The following is an 11,597-nucleotide window of genomic DNA, read 5'->3' as shown; positions in this document are numbered from 1 at the left end:
ATAATCTTCCTATTATATATGTAGAAAACTTAAGTAGTCTAAATATTCACATCTTGCACCTATCTCCTTAATATAGTATACTGGTAGCATACTATTAAGAGGTGTAAACATGTTAGAGGCATATAAAAATTTTTGGTTAGGCTATCTCGATTTTTATGGTCGTACAAAACGATCAGACTATTGGTGGGTTGTCTTGATTAATGGAATTATCGGTAGTTTGATTTTCCTACTGATGGACTTACTTGGGGAAACAAGAGCTGCTGGCTTTACATTGACAGCTTTCATTCTATTTATAGCAGCAACGGCGCTTCCTACCATTTCTATGCAGATTCGTCGTCTACGTGATGCCAATTTCAATGTTGCTTGGATTGTATTAAAAGCGACACCACTACTAGTAGTACTTTGGGTGATGTATGCCTTTCCTACAAGAGATTCAAAATAACTCCAATATAAAAAGGGTGAAACTAGTTAATCTAGTTCCACTCTTTTTTCTTATAAAATAAAGCTACCTAAGAGGCTAATCAAGGTGAAGCTGATAGTTGCATAAAATACAGCGAGACGGGTTGCCTGGATAGGCTTATAAAGTCTAATAAGTGTTAGGACACACCAAATAAAGAGTACTGTGACAAACCAACCTGATAGTAAGCGGCGTGGCGTTACACCATAGAGTGCGATATAAACGCCAAAGAGTTTCCAGCCGGCGATAAGGGCAAAGAGGCTAGCGAAAGTAAAGAGTAGGGTACTCAACAAACGAAGCCCCTTGTGGGTGAAGAAGTTTTCTTTAGAAAAAATGTAAAGTCCAGCTAGGATTCCCAAGTTAAGGGTAGAGACTCGAACCAATTGCCAGAAGCCCTGAACAGCAATATGTGAGGCTTGATGAGCTGGAATGTTGACTTGGTTGAGAGAAAGGAGTTCTCCCATTTGACTAGTGGCAGTTAATATGAATAGGGCATAAGTAAGGCAGAGGCTTCCGAGTACGATATAAGCTGCTACTTTTGGAAACTGACGGGTTGTTTTAAGACGGCCTTCAAATCGTTTTCGACTAAGTGGCTTTTCTTTTGCCAAATAGGTTGCAACGAGTTGAGCAAAAAGTCCTAGAGCCAGAGGGATACTAGTTATTAAACGAGAGAACAATAATCCGTTATCCTTGAAGGAGATAGTGAAATCAAGTAGAGAAGCAAGTGTCTGGAAGAACTGTTGCCAAAGTTGTCCGAAAGCAGGCAAGACCTAACTAAGCTGACTAGCAGCGAATACAGTCAGTAGCAAGGCAATCACGATACTAATGAGAATCATCCATTTGTGGTTCTGAACTGCGTGTTTTTCTTCTTCAGAGAGCTCTTGTTTAGGTGCTGTTTTATAGAGTAGTGTCCAGGCTCCGATAAAGAAATATTTCAGTGGGAAGATGCAGCTAGTGTATATGAGGTCTAGCCAAACCATAATTCCCAAACGGTCTTGACTACTTTGTCCAGTACGTGCCATTAAGTAAAGGAGGATACTCGCATGAAGGCAAAGAATTTGAGCGCTCCCCCAGTTGTCGTGCAGACCCCAAAGACTAATTTGTAAACCTTGTAGTAGGCTAGTGCCCATAAATATTGCCGATTCAAGTCGCATTCCCTTTGCTTTTCCACCTAATAGGCGACAGCCTAGCTCAATCGTACTGATCAAGACAAGGGTTGCTGGAAAGGCAAAGGAAAAATGGGTCAAGTAAGTGACATACAGGAAGCAGGACACAAGACAGGCGACAATCAGTCCCTTAATTTTCCAAATGTCTTTTGGTGAAAAATGTTCCAAGAATTTCTTGGTTTTGGTTTGAAGACTAGTCTTTTCGTCGGAATATTCCTGGGAGACTAGCTGTAAATCAGTAGTGTAGTTATTTGTTTCCATCATAATTCTCCTTTTGGATTTTTGTCCAAAAAAGACTTTATCATAAAAAACGTTTGACTTTGTTACCCAACTGTAAAATTACTAAAAATAGGTCTATGGACTTAGGTCTGGAGAATGAGTTGGAAAAATAGGCGAGAAAAAAATATAATGCTCACATTGGATGATAGATTGTACGGACTATATTGTCAGAAACAGTCAAATACTAAAGGAAGCTTTTTATAGATTAACTGTTTATTTATCTGGGATTAAGCAAAGGACTCCTATTGAGAATTACCAAATGTAATGTCATTTTTTGACACCACATGTTAGCTTGACTAATATGTAAATGTTGCAAAATTTCTGAAAATTCGTTGACATGTGTTGTCAAAGTAGTATGATATTAACATAAAAAACTTAGGAGGTTCTTATGTTAGGTGTCATCCTACTCTATGTTGGTATGGTTTTGATGAGTAATGGACTCCATCGTTTAGAGGGTATTCCTGATAAGTCAAATGTTGTCATGAATATCTTTACGGGTGGTTTGGGGTTGATTCTCAACATTATTGTCATTGCTTATGGAGCTTGTACAGGGCAAGGCGCTGAATGGTTTTATGGTAGCGCCACTGGCCTTTTATTTGCCTTCACCTACCTTTACTCAGCTATCAATACGATTTTCGATTTTGATCAACGTTTGTATGGGTGGTTTAGTTTATTTGTGGCGATTAATACGCTACCAGCAGGGATTCTTTGCTTAACATCTGGATACGGTGGTAATGCTTGGTATGGTATTATTTGGTTCTTGTGGGGTATTCTATGGCTAACTGCCTTTATTGAAATTAACCTTAAGAAGCACCTAGGGAAATTTGTCCCTTACCTAGCTATTTTTGAAGGAATTGTAACAGCTTGGATTCCAGGGCTTTTGATGCTTTGGGGCAAGTGGTAAGCATTGATTTAAGGAGGAAAAACGATGCAATTGACAATGCGTGAGCAGGAAAAAATGATGATTAGCCTTGCGGCTATGATTGCTCAACGACGTAAAGATAAAGGAATCAAATTGAATCATCCAGAAGCGGTTGCTTTGATTACAGACTATGTGCTTGAAGGTGCAAGAGAAGGTAAAACTGTTGCCCAATTGATGGATGAAGCTCGCAATCTTTTAACACGTGAAGATGTTATGGAAGGTATTGCGGAAATGATTCCAATGATTCAAGTTGAAGCTACTTTTACGGACAGTACAAAACTGGTTACTGTTCATGATCCTATTCAGTAAGGAGAAATGTAATGATTCCAGGTGAATACCATGTGGCGAGTGAGCCAATTGATTATAACGGTGGTTACGAAGCCATTAGTCTTGAAGTGAAAAATGTGGGTGACCGTGCTGCTCAAGTGGGCTCTCACTACCATTTTTATGAAGCAAACGAAGCTGGTCTTCAGTTTGATCGTGAAAAGGCGCGAGGCAAACGTCTAGATATTCCAGCAGGTACAGCCATTCGTTTTGAGCCAGGTGAAACGAAAACAGTACAACTTATTGACTTTGGAGGGAAACGTCGTATTTTTGGTTTCAATAACAAGGTCAATGGTTTCTTAGACTAGAAAGAGGACAAATCGATGAGTTTTAAAATGGATCGTGAAGAGTATGCTCAACACTACGGACCAACTGTAGGTGATAGCGTACGTCTTGGAGATACCAATCTTTTTGCAGCCATTGAAAAAGACTTTACTGTTTATGGACAGGAATCTAAGTTTGGTGGCGGTAAAGTTTTGCGTGATGGTATGGGTGTTAGTGCTACGGAAACACGTGACAATCCATCAGTTGTTGATACCATTATTACAGGTGCAACCATCATTGACTATACAGGTATTATTAAAGCGGATATCGGTATTCGTGATGGTAAGATTGTTGCTATCGGTCGCGGTGGTAACCCAGATACAATGGACAATGTGGACTTTGTTGTGGGTGCTAGTACAGAAGCCATTGCTGCTGAAGGTTTGATTGTGACTGCTGGTGGTATTGACCTTCACGTGCACTATATTTCTGCCGACCTTCCTGAATTTGGTTTGGATAACGGGATTACTACCCTCTTTGGTGGTGGTACTGGTCCTGCTGATGGAAGTAATGCAACAACATGTACACCAGGTAAATTCCATATTACTCGTATGTTGCAAGCTGTTGATGATATGCCTGCTAACTTTGGTTTCCTTGCCAAAGGTGTTGGTTCTGAGACTGAAGTGGTTGAAGAGCAAATTAAGGCCGGTGCAGCAGGAATTAAGACACACGAGGACTGGGGTGCGACTTACGCAGGAATTGATAATTCCCTTAAAGTTGCGGATAAATACGATGTTTCTTTTGCGGTCCACACTGACTCTTTGAATGAGGGTGGATTTATGGAAAATACTTTGGAATCCTTCCAAGGTCGTACCGTTCATACCTTCCACACCGAAGGTTCAGGTGGTGGACATGCTCCAGATATTATGGTCTTTGCTGGTAAGGAAAATATTTTGCCATCATCAACTAACCCAACTAACCCATACACTACAAATGCTATTGGTGAGTTGTTAGATATGGTTATGGTTTGCCACCACTTGGATCCAAAAATTCCAGAAGACGTCTCTTTTGCTGAATCACGTGTACGTAAACAAACAGTGGCTGCAGAAGACGTTCTTCATGATATGGGTGCCCTTAGTATCATGACTTCAGATGCCATGGCTATGGGACGTGTCGGTGAAGTAGCCATGCGTTGTTGGCAACTAGCTGATAAGATGAAAGCTCAGCGTGGTCCGCTTGAAGGGGATTCAGAGTTTAACGATAATAACCGTATCAAACGTTACGTGGCTAAATATACAATTAACCCTGCCATCACTAACGGTATTGCAGACTATATCGGTTCTGTAGAAGTTGGTAAATTTGCAGATTTGGTTATCTGGGAACCAGCACAATTTGGTGCAAAACCTAAGTTGGTGCTTAAGGGTGGTATGTTAACTTATGGTGTTATGGGTGACGCTGGTTCAAGTCTTCCAACACCTCAACCACGTATCATGCGTAAATTATATGGTGCTTACGGTCAAGCGGTTCATGAAACAAATCTTACATTTGTCTCTCAATATGCTTATGATCACGGTATCAAAGAAGAAATTGGTTTGAATAAGATTGTTCTTCCTGTTAAGAATACGCGTAACTTGACTAAGCGTGATATGAAGCTTAATGACTACGCTCCAAAAACAATCCGTATCGATCCACAGACCTTTGATGTCTTTATTGATGATGAGTTGGTTACTTGTGAACCAATCCATACGACATCATTGTCTCAACGTTATTTCTTGTTCTAAGGAAGACGCTATATAAATGAGGCTGGAATTTTTCCTCCAACCTCTTTTGTATTTTATAGCCATAACATTTTTAGCGCTTAATTAAGTTGCTATATGAGTTTGATGCTAGATTTTTAAAATGTAATAGAAAAGGAAAAAGTATGATTTTTACAAAAGTAGACGCTCTTGTTAAAGATATCGATGTGGACAAATACCATATTGAAACAGTCATTCTTTCGAGTGATGACCTTAACAAAAAAATTATTCGTGTGAAGAGTGATCACGGGAATGAATTTGGTATTCGTCTTGATAAGGGACAAAAATTGCAAAATGGCTCTGCCTTTTTTATCGATGATCACCATGTCCTAGCTATTGGTGTTGAGTCACAGGATTTGATTGTCATCTCACCTAAAGATATGGATGAAATGGGAATCACAGCTCATATTCTTGGGAATACTCATAAACCGATTGAGGTGAAAGATGCCAAGATTTATTTAGAGGTTGACCCAGTTGTAGAGCAAGTCTTGACTCAAAAAGAGATTGCCTACACGATTGAAGAAGTGGTCCTTGATAAGCCCCTACGCCATGTGAATTTAACTGCCCATGAACATTAATCCTTTTGCTAATGTGTCTTTGCAAGATTATCTTGAAATTGTGCAAATTGTCGATTCAACCTTTCCAATTGGATCGTTTAACCACTCTTTTGGGATGGAAAATTATCTGCGCGAAGACACTGTAACAGATGATAAAGGTTACGAAGAGTGGCAAGAAGCCTATTTAGCTAGTCAGTTTAAATATGGTGAAGGTCTTGTAATCAAACTGGTTTATGATGCTATGGCTACAGACAACTTAGAGCAGGTTTGGCATTATGATAAGGTCTTGACAGTTTCGACGCAAGCGCGTGAAACAAGACAGGGGACTAAAATGATTGCTAAGCAAATGCTTCGACTCATTCAAAGGCTTCATGCTATTCCGGTATTGGATGACTATCAGTCCAAAATACGTAAGGGTGAGGTCTTCGGCAATCCAGCTATTGTCTTTGCGCTCTATGTGTTTAACAAGGGCTTGGGATGTAGTGAAGCCATTGCACTTTATGGCTATAGCGTGATTTCGACGATGGTTCAAAATGCTGTTCGTGCCATTCCACTTGGACAGTTTGCTGGACAAGAGATTGTTTTACGTAGCTTTTCGCAATTAGAAAAAATGACACAGGAAATTCAAGAACTGGACGCGTCCTACCTTGGGGCCAATACGCCTGGTCTTGAATTAGCTCAGATGAAACATGAAACACAGGTATTCCGCCTATTCATGTCCTAAAATATCAACAAGGTTGAGAGGAAAAAACAATGACAAAACGTACTGTAATTATTGGAGTTGGTGGACCTGTTGGTTCAGGTAAAACTCTTTTACTTGAGCGTCTTACACGACGTATGTCCGACTTAAATTTAGCAGTTATTACTAACGATATCTATACAAAAGAAGATGCTCTTTTCTTGGCTAAAAATTCAAGCTTAGATGAAGACCGTATCATTGGTGTAGAAACTGGTGGATGTCCTCATACTGCGATTCGTGAGGATGCTTCTATGAACTTTGAAGCGATTGAAACTCTTCAAGAGCGCTTTGACCATGATTTGGATGTTATTTTCCTTGAAAGTGGTGGGGATAACTTAGCTGCGACCTTCAGTCCTGATTTGGTTGATTTTACGATTTATATTATTGACGTTGCTCAGGGTGAAAAAATCCCACGTAAGGCTGGTCAAGGGATGATTAAGAGTGATTTGTTCTTGATCAATAAGACTGACCTTGCACCTTATGTTGGAGCTAACCTAGATCGTATGCGTGAAGATACCCTTCATTTCCGTAACGAAGATTCTTTCATTTTCACAAATTTGAATAATGATGACAATGTTAAGGAAGTGGAAGAATGGATTCGTAAGAATTTCCTACTAGAGGACTTGTAAGATGACACAAGTATACGATGGCTTTGTCCATCTTGGATTTTCAAATCGAAATGGTCGTACAATTTCCCACAAGAAATACCAAGAAGGTAACTCTCGAGTGTCAGCGGATAATTCAGATGCCAATGGTGTTCCTTACTATTTCCTAATTAATATGGGTGGGGGCTTTGTCGAGGGTGAGCAGTATCAAGTGACTATTGATGTTAATAAAGATGCTCATGCCTTGGTAACAACCCAAACACCTACCTATGTTTACAAGTGTGAAAGAGGGCAGTTGACGCAACAACATACGTCCATCACACTTGAAGAAAATAGCTATTTGGAGTACATGGCTGATGAAGTTATTCCCTATTTGAAATCACGCTATTTCCAAACAAGTCGTATTGATATGGACAAGTCTGCCCACTTGATTTATTCAGATGGTGTGACGGCAGGTTGGTCTCATGAGGATTTGCCGTTTCAATACCATTATTTTCGTAATTTGACACAAATCTACCAAGATAATGAGCTTGTTTATAGCGATCAGACCCTCTTAGAGCCTCAGAAACAAGATATGTTTAAACTTGGTTATTTTGAAGGCTGGCGTAATTATAATAGTTTGGTAATGGTGTCACCAAATATTGACGAGGCTTTTGTTAAGGCTTTGCAGAAGCACTTAGAAGATCTGAATTTAGAGTCTGATTTTGCTATTTCATCCTTAGATATCCCAGGTCTGGTGTTACGTATCTTAGGAAAAACTGCTGAGGATAATCGTCGCGTCATTTATGCCTGTGCAGACTATTTTAGACAAGAAATACATGGATTAACCCCTTTGAATTTGAGAAAAAATGATATGAGGAGATAAAAAATGCATATTCCTGAAAATTACCTAAGCCCTACGACTTGTGCGGCAATGGGGGCAGTTATGTTGCCTATTTGGTATAAGGCTGTCAAGGAAGTAAAGGTTAAAGTTGATACGGATAAAAAAACGATTCCTATGTTGGGAATCGGGACTTCCTTGTCCTTCCTTATCATGATGTTTAATCTTCCAGCCCCAGGTGGAACTAGTGCCCATGCTGTTGGAGCAGTGCTAATTGCTATATTGTTAGGGCCTTGGGCCTCCTGTTTAGCAGTTAGTGTGGCCCTGGCTATGCAGGCCTTGCTCTTTGGTGATGGTGGAATCTTGGCCTTTGGTGCTAACGCCTTTTGTATGGCCGTTGTTATGCCATTTGTAGGTTATGCTGTTTATAAACTCTTGAATAAGTGGACAAAGAACAGGATAATTGCCAGCTTTTTTGGAGGTTATATTGGGATTGTAGCTGCGGCTCTGACTGTTGCAGTTTTATTAGGAATTCAGCCTATTCTCTTTAAAGATAGCAGTGGTAATCCGCTTTACAATCCATACCCTTTGAGAGTGACACTTCCAGTAATGGGCTTGACTCACCTCCTCATCGGTTTGGTAGAAGGATTCTTCACAGCTGGTGTTCAAGAATTCATTGAACGTTTGAATATTGATAATACTCAGGAACTAACGACTAAAAAACTACGTCCGTTATTGCTCTTTATCCTAGCCTTGATTATCCTAACACCACTTGGTTTATTGGCGACGGGAACAGCTTTTGCGGAATGGGATGTCAAAGAGTTGGTGGAAAAATTGGCTCATTATCATGTGGAAGCCCAAGCGCCAAAAGGAATGTTGAATGGTTTCTCATTCAATGCTCTCTTCCCAGATTATAGTATTGCAGGTATTCCAGAAGTCTTGGGTTATGTCTTGAGCGCTGCTTCTGCTGTTTTGATTTTCTTCATCCTCTATCGCTTGATTTTCGGTAGAAAGGTTGAAAAATGATTCTGCCAGATTGGATGTCGGAAGAGCGCCCGGTAGTCACTAAAGTCGGTAGAAATAACTTTCTTATCCGGAATCGTCACCATCTGGAAGCTCTTCTTCAAAAGTTTGAAACGCCTCCTTTAAAAGTAGCATCAGTCTTTCATCCAACTGCTAAGGTTTTACTTCTCTTTTTCTTACTTATTTCAGTAGGAATTAGCCGAAATCTCACAGTTTTGTGGATTCTAGCCTTGTTTTTAGGAGCTGGAGTGGCTTTTCTGCCACATTCTATTTTAGTAAGAACCTTGAAAAAGACCGTAGTGTTGTTGATTTTTCCTTTAGTTCTTTATCTACCACATCTCTTACTTAGCGGAGGTCAATCGCTCTTTCTCTTTAGACTTCCTTTGATTGCTGTAGCCATTGCTTATTATTCAGAGACGAGTACAATAAGTGAGATGTTAGCGGCATTAAAAGGATTGCATTTTCCTGATCTTGTTCTGCTCCAGTTAGATATCACCATAAAATATATCGATGTCTTTGGAAAACAATTAATGGATTTGCTCAAAGGGATTGAAGCACGAAGCTTTGGTGGCAATCATCGTTTCCGGATTGGAAGTAATATCTGGGGGATTTTATACCTTAAAGCTATTCGCTATGGTGAGGAACTGACTCAAGCCATGGAAGCACGTTGCTTTGTTGGTGAGTATGTCAAGTCATCACAGTCATTCACATGGAAGGATTGGCTGGCCTTGATAAGTCTAGTAGCAGTGATTTTAGGACAGATTCTGTTAGGAGGATGAGATGTTTCAATTGAATCAAGTGGCCTGTGCCTATGAACAAAAAAAGGTCTTTACTGGTCTTGATTTGGAGATTAGACAAGGACAATATGTGATGTTGATGGGAGAAAACGGGACTGGGAAATCAAGTCTTATCAGTTTATTAACCGGCTTCAAGCAGGAAGAATCTGGACGCATTCTTTTCTTAGGTAAGGACCTCAAAGAATGGCTGAAGGACAAACGTCAAAAACGAGATTTTTATAGCCGCCTCGGAATCCTCTTTCAGGATGTGGATAGTCAGTTATTTAATAGTACTGTCTATGATGAGATTGCTTTTGGTCCTCGTCAGCTAGGTCTGACCGAAGAAGAAGTCTCACAGCGGGTCCAAGACACACTATCCCTGCTGAAAATTGAAGATTTAAGGGATCGCGTTCCCTATCAACTGTCTGGTGGAGAAAAGAAGAAAGTGGCCTTTGCCAGTATCATGGTAACGAATCCAGATGTCTATATTCTTGATGAACCCTTCAATAATCTTTCTAAAGAATATGAAGAATTTTTTAGGGAACTTCTACATGAGCTTCATTCATCTGGGAAAACCATTATCATGTCTGCTCATCACTTTAAGCACCTTCATCATGAAAAGGCTGATGTTCTTCTTTTTGAAGATGGCAAAGCTGATTTCTTTCCTGCCCAGGAAGTGCTCAATAACCAGCAAGTGATTGAGCGTTTGTCACATTATTAATTAGGAATAAGGTAGAAAATCGTTATTGGTTTTCTACTTTTTTCTTGTCAAACAATTGATATTTTTAGGTGATAGTATTTTCTTATCACCTTGATTATGTTTAAGTATTAGTTAAGCTTAGTGAATTCTGTTACAATAAAAACAATCAATCTCAAAGGAGAATATTATGAAACTTAAAAAAATTCTTGGAATTACAGGTGTAGCCATTGCTTCAGTAGCATTGCTTGCTGCATGTTCATCTAAATCATCAAAAGAAGCATCTAAATCTTCAGGTGCTAAAGAAACAATTAACTTTGCCACAGTTGGGACAACAGCACCGTTCTCATATGAAGAAAACGGTGAATTGACTGGTTACGATGTGGAAGTGGCTAAAGCAGTCTTCAAGGACTCTGACAAATATGAAGTGAAATTCCAAAAAACAGAATGGTCTTCAGTCTTCACAGGTCTTGACTCAGCTAAATACCAAATGGCTGGGAACAATATCTCTTATTCAGAAGAACGTGACCAAAAATACCTCTTCTCATATCCAATTGGTACCACACCAGCTGTTTTGACTGTTCCAAAAGATAGTAATATTAAGAAATATGATGATATTGCTGGACACTCAACGCAGGTTGTTCAAGGGACATCGACAGCGACACAATTAACTGAATTTAACGATAAACATTCAGACAAGCCAGTTGAACTTAACTACACAAATGAAAATATTACACAAATGTTGACAAGTTTGAATGAAGGCAAGTACGACTTCAAGATCTTTGATGCACCAACTGTTAATGCAATCATCAAAAACAATAAATTGAGCAACTTGAAGACGATTGAACTTAAATCTGATCAACAACCATACATCTACTTCTTGTTCGCAGATAACCAAAAAGATCTTCAAACATTTGTAAACAAACGTTTGGAAGAACTCCAAAAAGATGGTACTTTGGCTAAGTTGGCTGAAAAATTCCTTGGAAATAAAGATTATATTCCAACTAAAGATGCTTTGAAAGTTCCTAGTAAAAAATAATAAGGAAGGCTGGGAGTGATTCTCAGCTTTTTCATATAATTAAAATCTAGGGCGAGTTATAGTTAAAAACTATAGATATATACAATTATAAACAATTTGATACAATTCTCATCCTATGGGATAATAATTTTATACT

15 protein-coding genes are annotated in these 11,597 nt (G+C 39.3%); 13 read left to right on the top strand and 2 right to left on the bottom strand.

The window, feature by feature from the left end; translation table 11 throughout:
- Window positions 1-109 precede the first annotated feature (109 nt).
- On the top strand, window positions 110-442 hold the full coding sequence (locus tag H7T98_RS04895; protein ID WP_002886546.1) for a DUF805 domain-containing protein: 333 nt from the start codon (window positions 110-112) through the stop codon (window positions 440-442).
- A gap of 50 nt (window positions 443-492) precedes the next feature.
- On the opposite strand, the gene H7T98_RS10190 is transcribed toward H7T98_RS04895, so the two are convergent.
- Entirely contained in the window at window positions 493-1,224 is a 732-nt protein-coding gene (locus tag H7T98_RS10190; RefSeq protein ID WP_229103931.1) for a DUF4153 domain-containing protein, read from the bottom strand.
- Window positions 1,225-1,227: 3 nt separating this feature from the next.
- Window positions 1,228-1,884 carry an urease cluster protein gene (locus H7T98_RS10185; RefSeq protein WP_260319154.1) on the bottom strand — a complete coding sequence of 219 codons (657 nt, stop codon included), beginning with the start codon at window positions 1,882-1,884 and terminating at the stop codon, window positions 1,228-1,230.
- 406 nt (window positions 1,885-2,290) lie between these two features.
- Between H7T98_RS10185 and H7T98_RS04885 the strand changes: the two genes are divergently transcribed.
- The 12 genes from H7T98_RS04885 (at window position 2,291) to H7T98_RS04830 (ending at window position 11,461) form a co-directional block, all read left to right on the top strand.
- Window positions 2,291-2,806: an AmiS/UreI family transporter gene (locus H7T98_RS04885; RefSeq protein ID WP_048790674.1), complete on the top strand. Its 516-nt coding sequence runs from the start codon at window positions 2,291-2,293 to the stop codon at window positions 2,804-2,806.
- Between the two features lie 24 nt (window positions 2,807-2,830).
- Window positions 2,831-3,133, top strand: coding sequence for an urease subunit gamma (locus H7T98_RS04880; protein WP_002886558.1), 303 nt, complete (start codon window positions 2,831-2,833; stop codon window positions 3,131-3,133).
- Between the two features lie 11 nt (window positions 3,134-3,144).
- Window positions 3,145-3,456 (top strand): urease subunit beta, encoded by a 312-nt coding sequence (locus H7T98_RS04875; protein WP_002886559.1) that lies wholly within the window; start codon window positions 3,145-3,147, stop codon window positions 3,454-3,456.
- Window positions 3,457-3,471: 15 nt separating this feature from the next.
- Complete coding sequence (gene ureC, locus H7T98_RS04870) at window positions 3,472-5,190, top strand: urease subunit alpha (RefSeq protein WP_002886560.1); 1,719 nt, start codon at window positions 3,472-3,474, stop codon at window positions 5,188-5,190.
- Window positions 5,191-5,330: 140 nt separating this feature from the next.
- A complete protein-coding gene (gene ureE, locus H7T98_RS04865; protein ID WP_002949549.1) occupies window positions 5,331-5,783 on the top strand; it encodes an urease accessory protein UreE in 453 nt (150 codons plus the stop codon).
- Entirely contained in the window at window positions 5,773-6,486 is a 714-nt protein-coding gene (locus H7T98_RS04860; RefSeq protein ID WP_002886562.1) for an urease accessory protein UreF, read from the top strand. Before ureE ends, H7T98_RS04860 begins: the two co-directional genes overlap by 11 nt.
- Window positions 6,487-6,515: 29 nt before the next feature.
- Window positions 6,516-7,130, top strand: coding sequence for an urease accessory protein UreG (ureG, locus tag H7T98_RS04855; RefSeq protein WP_048790675.1), 615 nt, complete (start codon window positions 6,516-6,518; stop codon window positions 7,128-7,130).
- A 1-nt stretch (window position 7,131) separates the two neighbouring features.
- Entirely contained in the window at window positions 7,132-7,971 is an 840-nt protein-coding gene (locus H7T98_RS04850; RefSeq protein WP_070655601.1) for an urease accessory protein UreD, read from the top strand.
- 3 nt (window positions 7,972-7,974) lie between these two features.
- On the top strand, window positions 7,975-8,952 hold the full coding sequence (cbiM, locus tag H7T98_RS04845) for a cobalt transporter CbiM (RefSeq protein WP_048790677.1): 978 nt from the start codon (window positions 7,975-7,977) through the stop codon (window positions 8,950-8,952).
- Window positions 8,949-9,728 carry an energy-coupling factor transporter transmembrane component T gene (locus H7T98_RS04840; RefSeq protein WP_048790678.1) on the top strand — a complete coding sequence of 260 codons (780 nt, stop codon included), beginning with the start codon at window positions 8,949-8,951 and terminating at the stop codon, window positions 9,726-9,728. Before cbiM ends, H7T98_RS04840 begins: the two co-directional genes overlap by 4 nt.
- A 1-nt stretch (window position 9,729) precedes the next feature.
- Window positions 9,730-10,446, top strand: a complete 717-nt coding sequence (locus tag H7T98_RS04835; protein WP_002886569.1) for an energy-coupling factor ABC transporter ATP-binding protein — start codon at window positions 9,730-9,732, stop codon at window positions 10,444-10,446.
- A 166-nt stretch (window positions 10,447-10,612) separates the two neighbouring features.
- Window positions 10,613-11,461, top strand: a complete 849-nt coding sequence (locus tag H7T98_RS04830) for an amino acid ABC transporter substrate-binding protein (RefSeq protein WP_002886570.1) — start codon at window positions 10,613-10,615, stop codon at window positions 11,459-11,461.
- Window positions 11,462-11,597: the final 136 nt, after the last annotated feature.

The organism is Streptococcus sp. 23.2 (assembly GCF_016648665.1).
Taxonomy (GTDB): domain Bacteria; phylum Bacillota; class Bacilli; order Lactobacillales; family Streptococcaceae; genus Streptococcus; species Streptococcus salivarius_E.
Note: the sequence above shows the minus strand (reverse complement) of the source record. Positions and strands in the feature narration are given on the sequence as shown.

What these genes read in the sequence shown, in the direction of transcription:
- H7T98_RS04860 (WP_002886562.1), top strand. Translation starts at nt 5,773, where the DNA reads ATGAACATTAATCCTTTTGCTAATGTGTCTTTGCAAGATTATCTTGAA.
- cbiM (WP_048790677.1), top strand. Translation starts at nt 7,975, where the DNA reads ATGCATATTCCTGAAAATTACCTAAGCCCTACGACTTGTGCGGCAATG.
- H7T98_RS04885 (WP_048790674.1), top strand. Translation starts at nt 2,291, where the DNA reads ATGTTAGGTGTCATCCTACTCTATGTTGGTATGGTTTTGATGAGTAAT.
- H7T98_RS04880 (WP_002886558.1), top strand. Translation starts at nt 2,831, where the DNA reads ATGCAATTGACAATGCGTGAGCAGGAAAAAATGATGATTAGCCTTGCG.
- H7T98_RS04850 (WP_070655601.1), top strand. Translation starts at nt 7,132, where the DNA reads ATGACACAAGTATACGATGGCTTTGTCCATCTTGGATTTTCAAATCGA.
- H7T98_RS04875 (WP_002886559.1), top strand. Translation starts at nt 3,145, where the DNA reads ATGATTCCAGGTGAATACCATGTGGCGAGTGAGCCAATTGATTATAAC.
- H7T98_RS04835 (WP_002886569.1), top strand. Translation starts at nt 9,730, where the DNA reads ATGTTTCAATTGAATCAAGTGGCCTGTGCCTATGAACAAAAAAAGGTC.
- ureE (WP_002949549.1), top strand. Translation starts at nt 5,331, where the DNA reads ATGATTTTTACAAAAGTAGACGCTCTTGTTAAAGATATCGATGTGGAC.
- H7T98_RS10185 (WP_260319154.1), bottom strand. Translation starts at nt 1,884, where the DNA reads ATGGAAACAAATAACTACACTACTGATTTACAGCTAGTCTCCCAGGAA.
- ureC (WP_002886560.1), top strand. Translation starts at nt 3,472, where the DNA reads ATGAGTTTTAAAATGGATCGTGAAGAGTATGCTCAACACTACGGACCA.
- H7T98_RS04830 (WP_002886570.1), top strand. Translation starts at nt 10,613, where the DNA reads ATGAAACTTAAAAAAATTCTTGGAATTACAGGTGTAGCCATTGCTTCA.
- ureG (WP_048790675.1), top strand. Translation starts at nt 6,516, where the DNA reads ATGACAAAACGTACTGTAATTATTGGAGTTGGTGGACCTGTTGGTTCA.
- H7T98_RS04840 (WP_048790678.1), top strand. Translation starts at nt 8,949, where the DNA reads ATGATTCTGCCAGATTGGATGTCGGAAGAGCGCCCGGTAGTCACTAAA.
- H7T98_RS04895 (WP_002886546.1), top strand. Translation starts at nt 110, where the DNA reads ATGTTAGAGGCATATAAAAATTTTTGGTTAGGCTATCTCGATTTTTAT.